Source organism: Streptomyces sp. R302 (assembly GCF_012927245.1).
In the GTDB taxonomy this organism is placed as follows: Bacteria; Actinomycetota; Actinomycetes; order Streptomycetales; family Streptomycetaceae; genus Streptomyces.
This window is the reverse complement of the sequence record NZ_JABBGE010000013.1, coordinates 99447-116767: the sequence shown is the minus strand read 5'-3', so window position 1 is coordinate 116767 and position 17321 is coordinate 99447. Positions and strand designations below refer to the sequence as shown.

20 protein-coding genes and 1 tRNA gene are annotated in these 17321 nt (G+C 72.0%); 4 read left to right on the top strand and 17 right to left on the bottom strand.

Annotation, left to right across the window (positions count from 1 at the left end; genetic code table 11):
- Window positions 1-17 precede the first annotated feature (17 nt).
- The gene (locus HHL19_RS32535) at window positions 18-809 is read left to right on the top strand and encodes a TetR/AcrR family transcriptional regulator (protein ID WP_169093974.1); all 792 of its coding nucleotides are present in this window, start codon (window positions 18-20) and stop codon (window positions 807-809) included.
- 79 nt (window positions 810-888) lie between these two features.
- Here the strand turns inward: HHL19_RS32535 and HHL19_RS32530 are convergent, their stop codons facing one another.
- On the bottom strand, window positions 889-2493 hold the full coding sequence (locus tag HHL19_RS32530) for an MDR family MFS transporter (RefSeq protein ID WP_169093973.1): 1605 nt from the start codon (window positions 2491-2493) through the stop codon (window positions 889-891).
- Between the two features lie 72 nt (window positions 2494-2565).
- Window positions 2566-3024 carry a MarR family transcriptional regulator gene (locus HHL19_RS32525; RefSeq protein WP_169093972.1) on the bottom strand — a complete coding sequence of 153 codons (459 nt, stop codon included), beginning with the start codon at window positions 3022-3024 and terminating at the stop codon, window positions 2566-2568.
- Between the two features lie 204 nt (window positions 3025-3228).
- On the opposite strand from HHL19_RS32525, the gene HHL19_RS32520 reads away from it, so the two are divergent.
- Window positions 3229-3456: a hypothetical protein gene (locus HHL19_RS32520; protein WP_169093971.1), complete on the top strand. Its 228-nt coding sequence runs from the start codon at window positions 3229-3231 to the stop codon at window positions 3454-3456.
- A gap of 83 nt (window positions 3457-3539) precedes the next feature.
- Here HHL19_RS32520 and HHL19_RS32515 read toward each other — a convergent pair whose 3' ends face one another.
- The 9 genes from HHL19_RS32515 to HHL19_RS32475 all read right to left on the bottom strand — a co-directional run bounded on the left by HHL19_RS32515 (window position 3540) and on the right by HHL19_RS32475 (window position 9172).
- Entirely contained in the window at window positions 3540-4370 is an 831-nt protein-coding gene (locus tag HHL19_RS32515) for a hypothetical protein (RefSeq protein WP_206325618.1), read from the bottom strand.
- A 50-nt stretch (window positions 4371-4420) separates the two neighbouring features.
- Window positions 4421-5344, bottom strand: coding sequence for an RNA polymerase sigma factor SigF (locus HHL19_RS32510; RefSeq protein ID WP_206325617.1), 924 nt, complete (start codon window positions 5342-5344; stop codon window positions 4421-4423).
- A gap of 237 nt (window positions 5345-5581) precedes the next feature.
- Window positions 5582-6430 carry an RNA polymerase sigma factor SigF gene (locus HHL19_RS32505; protein WP_169093969.1) on the bottom strand — a complete coding sequence of 283 codons (849 nt, stop codon included), beginning with the start codon at window positions 6428-6430 and terminating at the stop codon, window positions 5582-5584.
- Window positions 6431-6681: 251 nt separating this feature from the next.
- The gene (locus tag HHL19_RS32500) at window positions 6682-6975 is read right to left on the bottom strand and encodes a Dabb family protein (RefSeq protein WP_169093968.1); all 294 of its coding nucleotides are present in this window, start codon (window positions 6973-6975) and stop codon (window positions 6682-6684) included.
- Window positions 6976-6984: 9 nt separating this feature from the next.
- Window positions 6985-7149 (bottom strand): hypothetical protein, encoded by a 165-nt coding sequence (locus HHL19_RS32495; protein WP_169093967.1) that lies wholly within the window; start codon window positions 7147-7149, stop codon window positions 6985-6987.
- A 426-nt stretch (window positions 7150-7575) separates the two neighbouring features.
- Window positions 7576-7663 (bottom strand) — tRNA-Ser (locus HHL19_RS32490).
- Window positions 7664-7718: 55 nt separating this feature from the next.
- Entirely contained in the window at window positions 7719-8195 is a 477-nt protein-coding gene (gene tadA, locus HHL19_RS32485; RefSeq protein ID WP_346768503.1) for a tRNA adenosine(34) deaminase TadA, read from the bottom strand.
- Window positions 8195-8743 carry a hypothetical protein gene (locus tag HHL19_RS32480; RefSeq protein WP_169093966.1) on the bottom strand — a complete coding sequence of 183 codons (549 nt, stop codon included), beginning with the start codon at window positions 8741-8743 and terminating at the stop codon, window positions 8195-8197. Before HHL19_RS32480 ends, tadA begins: the two co-directional genes overlap by 1 nt.
- Before the next feature lie 198 nt (window positions 8744-8941).
- Window positions 8942-9172 carry a hypothetical protein gene (locus tag HHL19_RS32475; protein WP_169093965.1) on the bottom strand — a complete coding sequence of 77 codons (231 nt, stop codon included), beginning with the start codon at window positions 9170-9172 and terminating at the stop codon, window positions 8942-8944.
- A gap of 109 nt (window positions 9173-9281) precedes the next feature.
- Here HHL19_RS32475 and upp point away from each other — a divergent pair, with 109 nt between their 5' ends.
- The gene (gene upp / locus HHL19_RS32470) at window positions 9282-9917 is read left to right on the top strand and encodes a uracil phosphoribosyltransferase (protein WP_169093964.1); all 636 of its coding nucleotides are present in this window, start codon (window positions 9282-9284) and stop codon (window positions 9915-9917) included.
- Between the two features lie 35 nt (window positions 9918-9952).
- Here upp and HHL19_RS32465 read toward each other — a convergent pair whose 3' ends face one another.
- Together HHL19_RS32465 and HHL19_RS32460 are read right to left on the bottom strand one after the other, a co-directional pair.
- Window positions 9953-10588 carry a LytR C-terminal domain-containing protein gene (locus tag HHL19_RS32465; RefSeq protein WP_169093963.1) on the bottom strand — a complete coding sequence of 212 codons (636 nt, stop codon included), beginning with the start codon at window positions 10586-10588 and terminating at the stop codon, window positions 9953-9955.
- A gap of 113 nt (window positions 10589-10701) precedes the next feature.
- A complete protein-coding gene (locus HHL19_RS32460; protein ID WP_003999914.1) occupies window positions 10702-10998 on the bottom strand; it encodes a type II toxin-antitoxin system VapB family antitoxin in 297 nt (98 codons plus the stop codon).
- A 636-nt stretch (window positions 10999-11634) separates the two neighbouring features.
- Between HHL19_RS32460 and HHL19_RS32455 the strand changes: the two genes are divergently transcribed.
- The gene (locus HHL19_RS32455; RefSeq protein WP_346768508.1) at window positions 11635-13164 is read left to right on the top strand and encodes a helicase HerA-like domain-containing protein; all 1530 of its coding nucleotides are present in this window, start codon (window positions 11635-11637) and stop codon (window positions 13162-13164) included.
- An 18-nt stretch (window positions 13165-13182) separates the two neighbouring features.
- Here HHL19_RS32455 and HHL19_RS32450 read toward each other — a convergent pair whose 3' ends face one another.
- The 4 genes from HHL19_RS32450 to HHL19_RS32435 all read right to left on the bottom strand — a co-directional run bounded on the left by HHL19_RS32450 (window position 13183) and on the right by HHL19_RS32435 (window position 17164).
- Window positions 13183-14733: a M28 family metallopeptidase gene (locus HHL19_RS32450; RefSeq protein WP_169093961.1), complete on the bottom strand. Its 1551-nt coding sequence runs from the start codon at window positions 14731-14733 to the stop codon at window positions 13183-13185.
- Window positions 14734-14848: 115 nt separating this feature from the next.
- Entirely contained in the window at window positions 14849-15496 is a 648-nt protein-coding gene (locus HHL19_RS32445) for an HhH-GPD-type base excision DNA repair protein (protein WP_169093960.1), read from the bottom strand.
- A gap of 77 nt (window positions 15497-15573) precedes the next feature.
- The gene (gene pip, locus HHL19_RS32440) at window positions 15574-16578 is read right to left on the bottom strand and encodes a prolyl aminopeptidase (protein ID WP_169093959.1); all 1005 of its coding nucleotides are present in this window, start codon (window positions 16576-16578) and stop codon (window positions 15574-15576) included.
- 10 nt (window positions 16579-16588) lie between these two features.
- Window positions 16589-17164 (bottom strand): alpha/beta hydrolase, encoded by a 576-nt coding sequence (locus HHL19_RS32435; RefSeq protein ID WP_169093958.1) that lies wholly within the window; start codon window positions 17162-17164, stop codon window positions 16589-16591.
- Between the last annotated feature and the right edge of the window lie 157 nt (window positions 17165-17321).

Below are 17321 nucleotides of genomic sequence, written 5' to 3'. Positions count from 1 at the left end.
ACGGACGGAGGAAGCCGATGGTCAAGGCTGCGGACCGGGACAAGAACCCGGCGGGCTCCAGCGTCTGGCTGGAGCGGCGGTCGGCCCGTACCGGCGGCGGCCCGGCCGGACTCGACCGGGACCGGATCGTGGCCGCCTCGATCCGGATGCTCGACGAGGACGGCCTCGCCAAGCTGTCGATGCGCCGCCTCGCGGCCGAGCTCGGCGTCACCGCGATGTCCCTGTACTGGTACGTGGACACCAAGGACGACATCATCGAGTACGCGCTGGACACCGTGTACGGCGAGATCGACCTGGCCGCGGTCGAGGCCGGCCGGGACTGGCGGGAGAGGCTCTCGACGCTCGCCCTGGAGTACCGCCGGATGCTGGTCCGCCACGCGTGGATGTCGCCGTGCGCGGGCCAGTACCTGAACATCGGGCCGAACGCGATCGCCGTCGGGGCGAAGATCCAGGAGGCGATCGGCGCCACGGGTCTGCCGATGAGCCGGCGGCCCAGCGCGATGTCGGCGGTCTTCCAGTTCGTGTACGGCTACGGGACGATCGAGTCGCAGTTCGGGCGGCGGGCCGTCGAGGCCGGGATGGACGCGGACTCCTTCTACGGCGAGTCGATGAAGGCCTTCCGGGAGGACCCCGCCTTCATGGAGACGCTGAAGCCGATGACGGAGCTCCTCGACGAGCGGGCCTCGCACGGCTCCGTCTCGGCCATCTGGGACCGGGACTTCGCCTACGCCCTGGACCTCCTGGTGGCCGGCATCGAGGCGATGGTGGCCCGCGAGGCCCGGACGACCGGGGAGACTCCCGAAGCATGACGGAGCGGCGGGCCGTCCCCTGCCCGCCGCTCCGTCCGTACCCGGCCGCGCCTCCGCTCGAAGCGCGGCCGGGAGTCCGTCAGGCCTTCTCCGGCGCGGCCTCCGGCGCGACCGTGCTGCTCTTCAGCGCGACCTCCTTGATGAAGAGGGTCACCAGGAAGGCGAGCAGCGCGAACGGTGCCGCGTAGAGGAAGACGTCGCCGACGCCGTGGCCGTACGCGCTCTCGAAGACGGTGCGGATCGGGCCGGGCAGCGTGTCCATGTCGGGGATGGCGCCGCCGGGGCCGCCCTGGCCCACCGCCGCCGCGGCCTTCGGGCCGAGCTCCGCGATGCCCTCCTTCACGTAGTCCGTGACCCGGTGGGCCATGACCGCGCCGAGCGCCGAGACGCCGATCGCGCCGCCGAGGGAGCGGAAGAAGGTGACGACGGAGGAGGCGGCACCGAGGTCGGCGGGGGCGACCTGGTTCTGCGTGCACAGCACCAGGTTCTGCATCATCATGCCGATGCCCAGGCCGAGGACGGCCATGAAGAGGGCGATGTGCCAGTACGGGGTGTCGTACCGCAGGGTGCCGAGGAGGCCGAGGCCCGCGGCGGCGAGCGCGCCGCCGCTGATCAGCCAGGCCTTCCAGCGGCCGGTCTTGGTGATGATCAGGCCGGAGGCCGTCGAGGAGACGAAGAGGCCGGCGATCATCGGGATGGTGAGGACGCCGGACATGGTCGGCGACTCGTTGCGGGCCAGCTGGAAGTACTGGCTGAAGAAGACCGTGCCGGCGAACATCGCGACGCCGACGAAGAGCGAGGCGAGCGAGGCGAGCGTGATGGTCCGGTTGCGGAAGAGCCGCAGCGGGATGATCGGCTCGGCGGCCCTGGACTCGACGAGCACGAAGACCGCGCCGAGCAGGACCGATCCGCCGACCATGGCGGCGGTCTGCCAGGACATCCAGTCGTACTTGTCGCCGGCGAAGGTGACCCAGACGAGGAGCAGGGAGACGGCGGCGCTGATGAAGAAGGCGCCGGCCCAGTCGACCTTGACGTCGCGCTTCACGACGGGGAGCTTGAGGGTCTTCTGGAGGACGACCAGGGCGATGATCGCGAAGGGTACGCCGACGTAGAAGCACCAGCGCCAGCCGAGCCACTCGGTGTCGGTGATGACGCCGCCGAGCAGCGGGCCGCCGACGGTGGCGACGGCGAAGACCGCGCCGAGGTAGCCGCTGTAGCGGCCGCGCTCACGGGGGGCGATCATCGCGGCGAGGATGACCTGGGAGAGGGCGGTGAGGCCGCCGACGCCGATGCCCTGGACCACGCGGCAGGCGATCAGCATCCCGGTGGACTGGGAGAGACCGGCGACGACCGAGCCCGCGACGTAGATGACCAGGGCTATCTGGATGAGCAGCTTCTTGGAGAAGAGGTCGGCCAGCTTGCCCCAGAGCGGGGTGGTGGCGGTCATCGACAGCAGGGTCGCGGTGACGACCCAGGTGTAGGCGGACTGGCCGCCCTCCAGGTCGGTGATGATCTGCGGGAGGGCGTTCGAGACGATCGTCGAGGAGAGGATGGCGACGAACATGCCGAGCAGCAGCCCGGAGAGCGCCTCCATGATCTGGCGGTGCGTCATCGGAGCGGCGGGGTCTCCGGTCCCGGCGGCCGGGGCGCCCCGCACACCGGTGTCGGGTGTGGTCGTAGCCATGAAGTGGGATTCCTCTGGTTTGCGAGCGTGGTCAGGGGGGTCGGGCAGGCTCACGCGCGGTCGGCGGCGTGGTCAGGCGTGGGTGGCCCGGCAGTCCCCGAAGGAGTCGCGGAGTCGGGCGAGCAGGGTGGTGAGCAGTGCGACGTCGTCGTCGGACCACTCCGCGAGGTAGTGGGTGAAGGCTTCGGTCACCCGGCGGTCGAGCTCGGTGAGCATCGCGAAGCCCTCGGGGCTCAGCCGCAGGATGCGGGAGCGCCCGTCGTCGGGGTCGGGCAGCCGCTCGACCCAGCCGCGCGAGACGGTGTGCGCGACGTGGCGGCTGCAGACGGACATGTCCACGGCCATCAGTTCGGCCAGCCGGCTCGTCCGCATGTCGCCGTGGTGCTTGAGCATGGCGAGGACGGCGGCGGCGCCGCCCTGGCAGTCGCCGGGCAGGACGCGGGCGACGCCGCGCTTCACGGCGCCGATCGCGCTGATGGCGCGGGCGAGATCCTCGTAGCGGCTGCCGCTCGGCTCGACGCGATGCTCCACCGGGCCGCACCCCTTCCAACTTGTTGCTTAGGGCAACCATAGAGATGGATGGTTGCTTCAGGCAAACTAAATCGGTCAAACAGTGCTAAAGAATCGGCAAAGGGGAGGCGTGGCGGGGGTGCGGCGCGGGTGTGGCGGGGGTGTGGCGGAGGCGAGCCGCCAGGGCTTGGGCCGCCCACCCGGCTTTCGCTAGGGTCCTGGCCCATGGCACACAACCCGCAAGCACCGTACGGCCAGGGCGCCCAGGGCCCCGAGGGCTACGACCCCGCCGGCAGCACCCAGATGTTCCGCGCCTTCGTCGACGAGGGCCCCCAGCACCAGCCGCAGCAGGCCGCGGCCGTCCCGGCGGGCGGTCCGCGCCTCGGCGTCATCGCCGGTGTGATCGCGGCGATCGTGGTCGTCGCGGCCGTCGTCTGGCTCGCCGTCTTCTGACCCGCGTCACCACCAGGGAGGGGCCGGTTCCGTCACCCGTACGGAACCGGCCCCTCCTGGCGTCGGCGGGGTCGGTACGGGCCTCACCGCCAGGTGGCGGTCACCTCACGGGTCTCGACGCGCATCCCGAGCGGCACCCGCCAGGAGTCCAGACAGACCGTGTACGTCTGCTTCCGCGCCGCCCCGGCGGCGATCGGGGCCGGCAGCGGCTGGCTGGTGACGACCGTGCCCCAGTCGATGCCGAGCGCGCCGACGACATGGGTGGCGAAGCTCGCGGTGCCGGAGGCGACGGGGGAGCCGCCGGTGTTCCGGAAGGTCACCGTGACCCGCTCGCACCAGCGCTTCTCCCCGTCGGCGGTGACCGGCGCGGAGACCGTGAGCACGGCCGGCCCGGGCGCGGGCGCCGTCGTGGAGGGCCGCGGCGCGGCGGTGGTGGGCGCGGGGGCCGTGGCCGGCGGGGAGGTGGTGCCGGGGGTCGTGCCGGGGGTACGGGGAGGGGCCGGCGTCCCGCCGGGCGAGCCGCCGCCGGGCGGTGCCCCCGACTCCGTACGCCCTCCGGGAGCGGACCCGGACCCGGACCCGGAGGATCCCGTACCCGCACGGGTACCCGTACTCGCACCCGTACCCGGCCCCGTACCGAGCGACGGGGACGGCGAGACGGACGGGCCCGGTCCGTCCGGTGGTGCGTCCGGCCCCGGGGGCGGGGACGAGGTGCTGGAGATGGTGCCGCTCGCCGTGGGGCTGTCCAGCGGGACCAGGGTGACCGCGCCCGAGGGGGCGACCGCGCCGCCGGGCGAGGGACCGGCGCCGACCGCCGTGAACCCCTCGCCGTCTCCTCCGCCTCCGCACGCGGTGAGCGCTCCGCCGAGGCAGAGCGCCACCGCCGCGAGTACCGGCTGCTTCCTGCGGCTCATGCGCCCCAGTGTGGCTGACGTCACGTCAACAGGAAGCCTCTTTGCGGAAGTCAGTCGGAGATCAGGCCCTCGCGAAGCTGCGCGAGCGTACGGGTGAGCAGGCGCGAGACGTGCATCTGCGAGATGCCGACCTCCTCGCCGATCTGCGACTGGGTCATGTTCGCGAAGAAGCGGAGCATGATGATCTGCCGCTCCCGGGGCGGGAGTTTGGCGAGCAGCGGCTTCAGCGACTCGCGGTACTCGACGCCCTCCAGGGCCGCGTCCTCGTAGCCGAGGCGGTCCGCGAGGGAGCCCTCGCCGCCGTCGTCCTCCGGGGACGGGGAGTCGAGCGAGGAGGCCGTGTACGCGTTGCCCACCGCGAGGCCGTCGACGACGTCCTCCTCCGACACCCCGAGCACGGCGGCGAGTTCGGGCACGGTCGGCGAGCGGTCGAGCTTCTGCGCGAGCTCGTCGCTGGCCTTGGTGAGCGCGAGCCGCAGCTCCTGGAGCCGGCGCGGGACGCGCACCGACCACGAGGTGTCGCGGAAGAAGCGCTTGATCTCGCCGACGACCGTCGGCATCGCGAACGTCGGGAACTCCACGCCCCGTTCGCAGTCGAAGCGGTCGATCGCCTTGATCAGGCCGATGGTGCCGACCTGGACGATGTCCTCCATCGGCTCGTTGCGCGAGCGGAAGCGGGCCGCCGCGTACCGCACGAGCGGGAGGTTCAGCTCGATGAGGGTGTCGCGGACGTAGGTGCGCTCCGGGCTGTCGGCCGCGGCGCCCACGGCGTCGAGGGCGCGCAGCCGTAGGAACAGAGAGCGGGAAAGGGTGCGGGTGTCGAGGGCTGCCGGGGCGACGGCGGGCGGCGGGGGGAGGAGCGCTTCGCTCTCGGCCGCGGTCGTCGCCGTCGTCTGCGTGGGTACCGGCTCGGACACGAGGACCGGAACGGGCGTGAGCGTGAGCACCTTCGAGCTGCCCTGTTCTGCGGACATGCCACCCCCTTGAGGTCGCGGACGGTCGCGGTGGGGCCGCGACCATCGGAGGAACGCAGCTTCCACCTCAATACCGGCCGTGGGGCTGCGGCAAACGCGTCCCCAGCAGAATGTCACATGTCGGCAACACGCTGTAGTGACTTGTCGACAAGGAGAGGGCGCATATCCGCAGGAAACAAGGGGTGTACGGCAATTGGGGCGCCGCGGAACTGCTCCGAACCGGTCTACCCGTTCCGGTCATGCCTCGATTCTGTTTGCGGATCTCAACCGGGCGAAGCTGCGGGCGAGGAGCCTTGACACGTGCATCTGCGAGACCCCGAGCTCCTGGCTGATCTGAGATTGCGTCAAGTTGCTGTAGTAGCGCAGCATCAGGATCCGCTGCTCCCGCTCGGGCAGCTGGACGAGCAGGTGCCGGACCAGGTCGCGGTGCTCGACGCCGGCGAGCGCGGGGTCCTCGTAACCGAGCCGGTCGAGCAGTCCTGGCAGCCCGTCGCCCTCCTGCGCCGCCTCCAGGGAGGTGGCGTGGTACGACCGTCCGGCCTCGATGCAGGCGAGCACCTCGTCCTCGCCGATCCGCAGCCGCTCGGCGATCTCGGCGGTGGTGGGGGAGCGGCCGTGAGCCGTCGTCAGGTCCTCGGTGGCGCCGTTCACCTGCACCCACAGCTCGTGGAGCCGGCGCGGTACGTGCACGGTGCGGACGTTGTCGCGGAAGTACCGCTTGATCTCGCCGACCACGGTCGGCATGGCGAAGGTCGGGAACTGCACGCCCCGGTCCGGGTCGAAGCGGTCGATCGCGTTGATCAGGCCGATGGTGCCGACCTGGACGACGTCCTCCATCGGCTCGTTGCGCGAGCGGAAGCGGGCCGCCGCGTACCGCACGAGCGGCAGATTGGCCTCGATGAGCGCCCCGCGCACCCGGTCGTGCTCGGGGGTGCCCGGCTCCATGTTCTTGAGCTGCCCGAAGAGCACCTGGGTGAGCGCCCTGGTGTCGGCGCCGCGGCTGCTCCGGTCCCGGGGCCGGGGGGTCTCCGGGGCTTCGCCCCCCTCGTGCTGGGGCGGGACCTGAGGCGCTGTACTGGCCGGCACGTTCACGCCACCCCTTTGGCTGGTGTAGCTGGTCGACTGGTCTTTCAACTACGGTCAACTCATCCGTCAAAAGCGGTCATAGCATCACAAGACATGTCCACTGTGTGCAAGCACCGCATAACGACGTGTTGAAGGCATGGTGGAGCAAAAAGCGAAGGCCAGAGGCGTGATGGGCGGAAACGCGCGAGACCCCCCGCCCGGACGGCGGGGGGTCTCGGAGACGTACGGGGCCGAACGGCCCTGAGGGGGACCTAGAAGGGGTAGTCCGCGATCACCCAGGTGGAGAACTCGCGCCAGAGCGCGACGCCCGCCTGGTGCGCCGGGTGGTCGAGGTACCGCTGGAGCGCCTCCAGGTCCTCCACGGCCGAGTTGATCGCGAAGTCGTAGGCGATCGGCCGCTCCGACACGTTCCAGTCGCACTCCCAGAAGCGCAGCTCGGGGATCTGCCCGCCCAGCGCACGGAAGGCCTCGACGCCGGCGACGACGCGCGGGTCGTCCCGCTCGACACCCTCGTCGAGCTTGAAGAGGACCAGATGGCGGATCATGGCGGGCTCCTAATTGATGAGTTCGGTCATGAACTCGCCGACACCCTTGGCGGCGCCGGAAAGGCCCTCGAAGCCTATCTGGACGAGCTCGGCGGAGCGGTCGGGGGCGGTGATGATCGCGTACAGGATGAAGACCCCGAACGCGTAGACCGCGACTTTCCTCGCCTGGGACATCGGCCCCTCCCCTCCCCGTACCGTGACCCCGCCTGGGCGGTCGCCACTCTAACCGAGCCTTTATGGACCAAGGGCCCTGCGTTCGGGGTCTTTCGCCGTCCCCCGGACGGGTGTACGCGGAGCAGGATGGATGTCGAGCCCGGCGGATCTGGCAGGAATCCGCGGGGCACATGGAACCGGCCCGCACTGCGGGGCCCGCGCCGCGAGCTTCCCCCTGACTGCGGCGCAGGGCTTGCCGGACCGGTTCTCATCGGGGGGAGCGGCTTGTCCCCCCGATGCCGCTCCCCCCGTCCTCATGAGTGCGGGAAGGGCCCCGGCGGTGCGCCGGGGCCCTTCGCCGTGTCCGTACGCGGGAACGCCGTCCGTGGGAACGCCGTACGCGGGAACGCCGAAGGGCCCGGCGCTTTCGCGTCGGGCCCTTCGTAGTGGCGGTAGCGGAGGGATTTGAACCCTCGGTGACTTGCGCCACACTCGCTTTCGAGGCGAGCTCCTTCGGCCGCTCGGACACGCTACCGAGAGAGAGCTTAGCCCAAAGTCGCCCAGCCAAGAAATCCGTATCCCCGCGCAGCTCAGCGGGTGCGGAAGAAGGAGGTCAGCAGCTCCGCGCACTCCTCGCCGAGCACCCCGCGGACGACCTCCGGACGGTGGTTGAGGCGGCGGTCGCGGACGAGGTCCCAGAGGGAGCCGGCGGCGCCCGCCTTCTCGTCGTCGGCGCCGTAGACGACCCGTTCGACGCGGGACTGGACGAGCGCGCCCGCGCACATCACGCAGGGCTCCAGGGTCACCACGAGGGTGCAGCCGGTCAGCCGCCACTCGCCGGTGGCGGCGGCGGCCCGGCGCAGCGCCAGGAGTTCGGCGTGGGCGGTCGGATCGCCGGTCGCCTCCCGCTCGTTGTGGCCGCGGGAGAGGACCTCGCCGGACGGGGAGAGTACGACCGCGCCGACCGGTACGTCACCGGCCGGCACGGCCGCGTCGGCCTCGGCGAGGGCGAGACGCATGGCGTCCCGCCAGGAGTCCGGCACGGGGCCGGGTATCGCGGTCGGCACTAGCGGACGGCCTCCAGGATCTCGGAGGCGCCGATCGCGTCGGCGATCTCCCCGAGGGCGTCCTCGGTCAGTCCGAGCAGGGTCCGCTCCGGCATGCCGAGGTCGGCGAGGATCCGGCCCTCGCCGAGCGGGCCGGCCGGCGCGATGCCGGCGCTGCCGGCGGAGGCGTCGTCCTCGTTCCCGTCGGTGGTGTGCTCCGGCTCGCCGTCCTCGGTGCCGTCCAGGTCCGCGAGCGCGTCGAGCTCGTCCAGCTCGCTGTCCGGGTCGTCGTCGCCGAGCAGTTCCGAGGTGAGGATCTCCCCGTACGAGGAGCGGGCCGCGGCCGCCGCGTGGGAGACGTAGACCCGGGGGTCGTCCTCTCCGTCGACGCGGACGACGCCGAACCATGCGTCCTCCTGCTCGATGAAGACGAGGACGGTCTCTCCTTCGTCGGCCGCCGCCTCACGGGCCAGATCGGCCAGGTCCGCCAGCGTCTCCACGTCGTCGAGCTCCGTATCGCTCGCTTCCCACCCGTCTTCGGTGCGCGCGAGCAGTGCGGCGAAGTACACCTGACTCTCCCACTGATCAGAGGTGTGATGATCCGGCGGCGCGCTCCTGAGCCCCGCCCAATCGGCATCGTGACAGAAACGACGGCCTCAGGAGAGGTCTTCGGCTCTTGCGTCGTGCATCAGTCTGAACCACACCGCGTTCGGGTGGGCGTACGACCCCGGCGCACGGAGGGGGCGCGTCGACCGTGGCCAGGGGCCTCACCAACGGAAGGTGCGCATCCGCATCGCCTGTCTCATCCGGGCCGCCCGGGCGCGCCGGGGCTGGACCCGGTCGCGCAGCGCCTTCGCCTCGCCGAGCTCGCGGAGGAACTGGGCGCGGCGCCTGCGGCGCTCCGCGTCGGTCTCCGTGCCGGTCTCCGGCTGTGGCTCCGGCGTCCGGGGCTCCGTGTCGCCCCGGACCTGGCCGGATGTGTTCTTCGGGTCGGGCATCGGCCACACCACCCCATCACTGGGTCCCTGTGCCCCCACCTTGCCGCAGCGGTGCGGGTCGGTGCCAGTGGTGGGCCGGTGCCGGTGTGCGGCGGGCTACTGTTGAGCCATGCGTCTCCACGTCGTCGATCACCCGCTGGTCGCCCACAAGCTCACCACCCTGCGCGACAAGCGCACGGACTCCCCGACCTTCCGCCGGCTCGCCGACGAGCTGGTCACCCTGCTCGCCTACGAGGCGACCAGGGACGTGCGGACCGAGCGGGTCGACATCGAGACCCCCGTGACGCCGACGACCGGCGTGAAGCTGTCGTACCCGCGTCCGCTGGTCGTCCCGATCCTGCGCGCCGGGCTCGGCATGCTCGACGGCATGGTGCGGCTGCTCCCGACGGCCGAGGTCGGCTTCCTGGGCATGATCCGCAACGAGGAGACGCTGGAGGCGTCGACCTACGCCACCCGGATGCCGGAGGACCTCTCGGGCCGCCAGGTGTACGTGCTCGACCCGATGCTGGCGACCGGCGGCACGCTGGTCGCGGCGATCCAGGAGCTGATCCGGCGCGGCGCGGACGACGTGACGGCCGTGGTGCTGCTCGCCGCCCCGGAGGGCGTCGAGGTCATGGAGCGCGAGCTCGCGGGCACGCCGGTGACGGTCGTGACGGCCTCGGTCGACGAGCGGCTCAACGAGGCCGGCTACATCGTCCCGGGGCTGGGCGACGCCGGTGACCGCATGTACGGCGCCGCCGAGTAGGTCCCGCAAGGGGGCGCTGGAGCCCCCCGCAGCGCTCAGCAGCGGGCGGCCGGGACCGGCTTCGGCTTGTCGAGGGCCACGAGCGCCGCGTCCGCCGTCGCCTTGGGCGACAGGTTCTTGAAGGCCGTACCGATGATCAGGTCGACGTCCGCCGTGGTGCGGGCGTCGACCTTCGTCGTGGCGCCGGTGAGCTGGGTGCCGAGGACGGCGAAGGCGCCCTTGGTGGCCGTCGGGGCGCCGAGCAGGATGCCGGTGCCGGGGACCTTCTTGTCGTAGGCGGCGGACGCGTTCCCGATCTTGCCGATGGTGAAGCCGCGCTTCTTGAGCTCGTCGGCGGTGGCCTTGGCGAGCCCCTTGCGCGGGGTCGCGTTGTAGACGTTCACCGTGACCTGCGCGGGCTTCGGCGGCTTCGCCGCGGCCGTGGCGCTGGGGGTGAGGGTGGGCGCGGGCTTGCAGTCGGTCTGCTTGCCGGCGGTGGTCTTCCGGGTGTCGTCGCCGGAGAAGACGTCGACGAGCTGGAGCGTGCCCCAGCCGGCCGCGCCGAGCACGACCACCGCGGCGGCCGAGGCCAGGACGATCCTGCGCCGGCGGTGGGGTCGGCGCATGCGCGGGTAGACATCCCCCGTGATGCGGTACTTTCCGCCCATGCCGGGGGGAGTGAGCATGCTCATGAACGCAGCGTAATGCCGCCCGCGCGCGATGCCTACTTGATGATCATGTGATCACGGCCGGATGGGCGCGAACTGCCCTCGAAAGGATCAGCGCGGGGCCTCCGGCGGTGACGTCAGTCCAGTTCGAGCACGCGCGCGTGGAGCACCTGGCGCTGCTGCAGGGCCGCGCGGACGGCGCGGTGCAGTCCGTCCTCGAGGTACAGGTCGCCCTGCCACTTCACGACGTGCGCGAAGAGGTCGCCGTAGAAGGTGGAGTCCTCGGCGAGCAGGGTCTCCAGGTCCAGCTGGCCCTTGGTGGTGACGAGCTGGTCGAGGCGGACCGGGCGCGGGGCGACGTCCGCCCACTGCCGGGTGCTTTCCCGGCCGTGGTCGGGATACGGTCGGCCGTTTCCGATGCGCTTGAAGATCACACGGAAAGCCTACCGGGCGAGCGGTCCCCGGCGCAGCCACGCGGAGCCGATGGGATGCTGTCACAGACCACGACATAAGCGACATTGGGGTGCCGCATGGGCGAGGCGGAGCAGCAGGAGCCGGAGCGGGCCGGGCCGGAACGGGTCACGCCGAAGCCGGTCGCGTCGGACGGCGCCGCGTCGGACGGCGCCGCGCCGGACGGCGCCGCGCCGGAGCGGGTGACGTCGGGCGGGGGCGCGCCGGACGGAGTCACGTCGGGCGGGGTTGCGTCGGACGGGGTGACGTCGGGCGGGGTTGCGTCGGACCGGGTGACGTCGGACGGGGTCGCGTCGGACGGAGTCACGCCGGTGCGGGTGACGTCGGACGGGGTCGCCCCGGACCGGGCCACCTCGGACGGGGTCGCGTCGGACCGGGCCACCTCGGACCGGGCAGCGCCGGACCAGGCCACCTTGGACCGGAGCACGTCGGACCGGGCAGCGCCGGACCAGGTCACCTTGGACCGGAGCACGTCGGACCGGGCAGCGCCGGACCAGGTCACCTTGGACCGGAGCACGTCGGACCGGGCAGCGCCGGACCAGGTCACCTCGGATCGGAGCACGCCGGACCGGGCCGTCCTTCCCGGTCCCGTCGCGGAGATCGCGGCCGGGTACGCCTTCGAGGGCCCCGCGCTCGACCTGGGCGCCGTGCTGTGGGACGGGACCTGTCACCCGGACGCGTCCGTACGGATCCCGCTCCCCGTCCTCAACCGGCACGGTCTCGTCGCCGGCGCCACCGGCACCGGCAAGACCAAGACCCTCCAGCTGATCGCCGAGCAGCTCTCCGCCCAGGGCGTCCCGGTCTTCCTCGCCGACGTCAAGGGCGACGTCTCGGGCGTCTCCGCCCCCGGCGAGGACGGCGCGAAGGTACGGGAGCGGGCCGCGCAGGTCGGCCAGGAGTGGACGCCCACGGGCTTCCCCTGCGCGTTCTACGGCCTCGGCGGCCTCGGCACCGGCATCCCGATCCGGGCGACGGTCACCGGCTTCGGCCCGGTGCTGCTCTCCAAGGTGCTCCAGCTGAACCGGACGCAGGAGCAGTCCCTCGGCCTGATCTTCCACTACGCCGACGCCAAGGGCCTGGAGCTGGTGGACCTCAAGGACCTGCGCGCGGTGGTCGCCTTCCTCGTCTCGGACGTCGGCAAGCCCGAGCTGAAGGGGATCGGCGTCCTCTCGACGGTGACCGCCGGGGTCATCCTGCGCGCCCTGACCACCTTCGAGCAGCAGGGCGCGGGCGGCTTCTTCGGGGAGCCGGAGTTCGACACCGCCGAGTTCCTGAGGACGGCGCCGGACGGGCGGGGCACCGTCTCGGTCCTGGAGCTGCCGGCCGTGCAGCAGCAGCCGCAGCTCTTCTCGACCTTCCTGATGTGGCTGCTCGCGGACCTCTTCCACGACCTGCCGGAGGTCGGGGACCTGGAGAAGCCGAAGCTGGTCTTCTTCTTCGACGAGGCCCACCTCCTCTTCAACGGGGCGTCGAAGGCCTTCCTGGAGTCGATCACGCAGACGGTGCGGCTGATCCGCTCCAAGGGCGTCGGCGTCTTCTTCGTGACCCAGACCCCGAAGGACGTGCCGGCGGACGTCCTCGCCCAGCTCGGCAACCGGGTGCAGCACGCGCTGCGCGCCTTCACTCCGGACGACGCCAAGGCCCTGAAGGCGACGGTGCGGACCTTCCCGGAGTCGGCGTACGACCTGGAGGAGGTGCTGACCTCGCTGGGTACGGGCGAGGCGGTGGTCACCGTACTCAGTGAGCGGGGTGCGCCGACCCCGGTGGCGGCGACCCGGCTGCGGGCGCCGGAGTCGCTGATGGGGCCGGTCGACCCGGCCGCGCTGGACGCGGCGGTGAAGGGCTCGCCGCTGTACGGGCGGTACGCGCAGGCGGTGGACCGGGAGTCGGCGTACGAGCGCCTGGCGGCGGCCGAGGCGGCCGAGGCGGCGCGCACGGCGGAGCCGAAGGTGGAGACGGAGGCGAAGACGGGGGCGAAGACGGAAGCGAGGGCTCCCGAAGAGGAGCCCTCGCTCGTCGAACAGGTCGTCGGCAGCGGGATGTTCAAGTCCCTCGCGCGCTCGATCGGCACCCAGCTGGGCCGGGAGATCAGCCGCTCGCTCTTCGGGACGGCCCGCCGCCGCAGGTGAGGCGGTGTGGGGGGGGGTCTACTCGGTGACCTCGTGGTGGTCGTCGTGCAGGCCGCCGTCGCTGCCCTCGCCCGTGGTCGGCGTGGAGACGACCGGCCGGCGCAGCGAGGAGATGTCGTGGGCGTAGGTGCCGACGGCGTTGGCGATGACGTCGATGTTGGCGTCGAAGGCCTCGCGGTTGATGTTGGTGATGTCGTCGCCCTCGGCGTGGTAGTTCACGTCGTAGGCGACGCCCGCCTCACCGCCGAACTTGGCGGCCTGGGCAGGGGTCTTGATGCCCTCGGCGCCGGTGAAGGTGCCGCCGGAGGGGATGCCGGCCTTGATGAACGGGCCGTAGTCGGAGCGGCCGCTGAAGTCGGTGCCCTCGTGCGGGAGTCCGCGCCGGTCCATGAAGTCGGTGATGTCGCGCTCCAGCTGCGCGGAGCCCTCGGGGCCCGCGCCCTGGCCGACGCCGTCCGAGTCGTCGCCGTCGTACACGAACAGGCCGTAGTTCGGCGAGGCGATCATGTCGAAGTTGAGGTAGAGCTTGATCTCCTTCTTGTCGAGCGCCGTCAGGTTGGCGACGTAGTGCTCGGAGCCGAGGAGGCCGTTCTCCTCCGCGGACCACCAGGCGAAGCGGACCTTGTTGCGGACCTTCTCCTTCGACTGGGCGAGCTCCAGGGCGGTCTGGAGGAGACCGGCGGAGCCGGAGCCGTTGTCGTTGATGCCGGGGCCGGCGGTGACGGAGTCGAGGTGCGAGCCGAGCATCACGGTGTTGGCGGCGTTGCCGCCCTTGGTCTCCGCGATGACGTTGTTGGTGGAGCGCTTCTCCTTGAGCTGGCGGATCTCGTAGGAGAGGTTCACCGGGCCCTTGGCGAGGTCGGCGAGGAGCTGCTCGCCCTCGGCCTGGGAGATGCCGGCGGTCGGGACCTTGCCGGCGTCGGCGGCGCCGAGGGTGCCGGAGAGCAGGCCCGCGGTGTTGTTGAAGACGATCGCGCCGACGGCGCCGGCCGCGGCGGCGTTCGCCTGCTTGGTCGCGAAGGGGCACACACCGCGCTTGATCAGGGCGATCTTGCCGGTGAAGGCGCCGGCGGCGAAGTCGCCCGGCTCGCAGCCGACCGAGCCGTCGGCGTCGAGCGGGGCGGCGGCCAGCTCGGCGGTGATGCCGCCGACCGGGGTGGACTCGGTGTAGGTCATCGCCCGGACGTCGAGCGCGCGGGGAGCGTCACCGAGGACGGTGGCCTTCTCGGCGAGGGTCTCGGTGTAGACGAAGTCGAACTTCTCGTACGAGACGTTGTAGCCGGCCTTCTTGAGCTGCGCGTACACGTACGCGGCCGAGGCGTCGTGGCCGAGGGAGCCGGCCGCGCGGTGGCCGCCGGCCGAGTCGGCTATCGCCTGGAACTTCTGCAGGTGCCTGAAGGCGTCCTCGCCGGTGGTCTCCCGGACCAGCTTCTTCGCCAGCTTCGCGGCGTCCCGGGCGGGCGCGGCGGCGGGGTCCTTCACGGCGGTGGCCGGAGAGGCGAGGACCAGGGGGGTGGCGAGGGCCGCCGCGGCGAGGATGGCCGCGGTACGACGCTGGGTTGAGTTCACAGGAGTCCTTCCCGATGGGGACGAGGTTGAGGGGAAGTTAGCCACCGGGAGGGCATTCTGTGAACACGTCCGCCGCAATTCATGTCAGCTTGAACAGGATTGACATCTGGAATTCTTAATTCCCGGAAGATTTGCTGGCATTGGCGGCCTTGCTGGCATTGGCGGCTTTGGGGTCCTTGGCGGCTTTCGCCGCTTTGGCGGCCGCCTTCATCTCCTGCTTGTGGGCGCGGACCTTCGCGAGCGAGGCGGGGCCGGTGATGTCGGCGGCCGAGCGGTACGCGCCCTGCTCGCCGTACGGGCCGGCCGCCTCCCGCCAGCCCGTGGGCCGCACGTCGTACCGCTTGCCGAGGAGGGCGAGGAAGATCTGCGCCTTCTGCTTCCCGAAGCCGGGCAGTGCCTGGAGCCGGGCGAGCAGCTCCTCGCCGCTGTCCGCGGTACGCCAGACGGCCTCGGCATCGCCGTCGTACTCCTCGACGAGGTACCGGCACAGCTGCTGGATCCTCTGCGCCATGGACCCCGGGTAGCGGTGCACGGCCGGCTTCTCCGAGAGCAGCGCGGCGAAGGCCTCGGGGTCCTGGGCGGCGATCTCGTGCGCGTCCAGGTCGTCCCGGCCCATGCGCCCGGCGATGGTGTACGGGCCGGAGAAGGCCCATTCCATCGGGACCTGCTGGTCGAGCAGCATCCCGACGAGCGCGGCGAGCGGTGACCGCCCGAGGAGCGCGTCGGCCTCGGGCTGCTGGGCGAGGTGGATCTCTGGGCTCATGTTCCGATGATCCCGCCGGGCGGGTCGCGGCGCCTGGCGGAGGCTCCCCCCCCGGTACGGGGCGGCGTCCTCCTGGCTCAGGCGTCCGCGAACCGCTCCAGGGCCTCGACGATCAGCCGCCGGGTCTCGCCGCCGCCGAGGTGACCGGCCTGTTCGACGACGTGGAGCTCGGCGTCCGGCCAGGCGCGGGAGAGCTCCCAGGCGGTGGTGAGCGGCCCGCCCATGTCGAGCCGCCCGTGGACCAGCACGCCGGGGATGCCGGCGAGCCGGTGCGCGTCCCTGATCAGGGCGCCCTCCTCCAGGAAGGCGCCGTGGGCGAAGTAGTGCGAGCAGATCCGGACGAAGCCGAGCCGGGTGTCGTCGACGCGGTCGGTGTAAGGGGTCCCCATGCCCTCCATGGACAGCACGGCGTCCTCCCAGGCGCACCAGTCGGCCGCCGCCCGCTCCCGGACGGCCCGGTCGGGGTGGTTCATCCGGGCCGCGTACGCCCCCACCAGGTCCTCCGCGCCGTCCACGCCGACCCGGAACCGCTCGTGCGCCTCGGGGAAGAACCGGCCGACACCCTCGTACAGCCAGGCCGTCTCGGAGCGCCGGGTGGTGGTGACGGCGGCGATGACGATCTCGCTCACCCGCTCCGGGTGCGCCTCCGCGTACGCCAGGATCAGCGTCGAGCCCCAGGAGCCGCCGTACAGCAGCCAGCGGTCGATCCCCAGGTGGACGCGGAGCCGCTCCATGTCGGCCACCAGGTGGGCGGTGGTGTTCACGGAGAGGTCGGCGGCCGGGTCGCTCGCGTGCGGCAGGGACCGCCCGCAGCCGCGCTGGTCGAACTGGACGATCCGGTACTTCCCCGGGTCGAAGAGCCGGGGCGCGGTGGGGGAGGACCCGGAGCCCGGCCCGCCGTGCACGACGAGCGCGGGCTTGCCGTCCGGGTTCCCGTGCACCTCGTAGTGGACGCGGTTGCCGTCCCCGACGTCGAGCAGCCCGCTCTCGTACGGGACGGGGGTAGGTGCCGGTGCCGGTGCCGGTGCCGGTGCAGGGGCCGGGGCGGCGGATGTCGGCGGGGGAGGGGCGTCGGATCGCATCCGCCCGACGCTACTCGGCGCCGGTGATCCGGGTCTCGGGGTTTTCGCACCAGCGCAGCACGGCGGGCCAGGGCCCGAAGCCGCTGTCGGGGGTGAGGTGGCCGCCGCCCGCGACGAGGTCGAGGTCCAGGCCGAGCGGGGTGCCGTAGTGCAGGTCGGCGCCCTCGGGGCAGTACCCGTCCCCGTCGCCGTACACGAGTCGGGCCGTCACCCCCTCCTCGGTGAGGTCGAGCCTCTCGGCGAACGCGGCGATCTCCGGGATGCCGGCGGTGACGCCGGGGGAGGGCGGGGCGACGAGCAGCACCCGGTCGGCCTCGGGCCGCCGTCCGCCGGCCCGCAGCCAGAGCAGCACGGACAGGCTGTGCGCGAGGACGACGAACTCGCCCTCGGCCGGCCGCTTCCCGTGCTCCTCCAGGGCCGCGAGCCAGTCGTCGAGGACGGGCGCGTCCGGCTCGGGCAGCTGCGGATAGCGGACCTCGTGCCCGCGGTCCCGCAGCTCACCGGCGAGCCAGTGCTGCCAGTGGCCGACGGGCCGGTGGTTCTCGAAGCCGTGGAGGATGAGGAAGGTCTTCGGCGTGGTGGTCATGCGGCGATGGTGAGGCGCGCGACCACGTGGGTCCAGGGGCGTTCCGAGGACTGGACGGGAGCACGCCCGCCCCGCGCCTCCCCCTCCTGCCTTCCGCTCCCGCTTTCCCCTCCTGCCTCCCCCCACTGCATCCGCTCCTGCCTCCCCCTCCTGCCTC

What these genes read in the sequence shown, in the direction of transcription:
- HHL19_RS32510 (WP_206325617.1), bottom strand. Translation starts at nt 5,344, where the DNA reads ATGTCCGCAGAACAGGGCAGCTCGAAGGTGCTCACGCTCACGCCCGTT.
- HHL19_RS32535 (WP_169093974.1), top strand. Translation starts at nt 18, where the DNA reads ATGGTCAAGGCTGCGGACCGGGACAAGAACCCGGCGGGCTCCAGCGTC.
- HHL19_RS32465 (WP_169093963.1), bottom strand. Translation starts at nt 10,588, where the DNA reads ATGAGCATGCTCACTCCCCCCGGCATGGGCGGAAAGTACCGCATCACG.
- HHL19_RS32520 (WP_169093971.1), top strand. Translation starts at nt 3,229, where the DNA reads ATGGCACACAACCCGCAAGCACCGTACGGCCAGGGCGCCCAGGGCCCC.
- upp (WP_169093964.1), top strand. Translation starts at nt 9,282, where the DNA reads ATGCGTCTCCACGTCGTCGATCACCCGCTGGTCGCCCACAAGCTCACC.
- HHL19_RS32500 (WP_169093968.1), bottom strand. Translation starts at nt 6,975, where the DNA reads ATGATCCGCCATCTGGTCCTCTTCAAGCTCGACGAGGGTGTCGAGCGG.
- HHL19_RS32515 (WP_206325618.1), bottom strand. Translation starts at nt 4,370, where the DNA reads ATGAGCCGCAGGAAGCAGCCGGTACTCGCGGCGGTGGCGCTCTGCCTC.
- pip (WP_169093959.1), bottom strand. Translation starts at nt 16,578, where the DNA reads ATGCGATCCGACGCCCCTCCCCCGCCGACATCCGCCGCCCCGGCCCCT.
- HHL19_RS32495 (WP_169093967.1), bottom strand. Translation starts at nt 7,149, where the DNA reads ATGTCCCAGGCGAGGAAAGTCGCGGTCTACGCGTTCGGGGTCTTCATC.
- HHL19_RS32445 (WP_169093960.1), bottom strand. Translation starts at nt 15,496, where the DNA reads ATGAGCCCAGAGATCCACCTCGCCCAGCAGCCCGAGGCCGACGCGCTC.
- HHL19_RS32435 (WP_169093958.1), bottom strand. Translation starts at nt 17,164, where the DNA reads ATGACCACCACGCCGAAGACCTTCCTCATCCTCCACGGCTTCGAGAAC.
- HHL19_RS32530 (WP_169093973.1), bottom strand. Translation starts at nt 2,493, where the DNA reads ATGGCTACGACCACACCCGACACCGGTGTGCGGGGCGCCCCGGCCGCC.
- HHL19_RS32475 (WP_169093965.1), bottom strand. Translation starts at nt 9,172, where the DNA reads ATGCCCGACCCGAAGAACACATCCGGCCAGGTCCGGGGCGACACGGAG.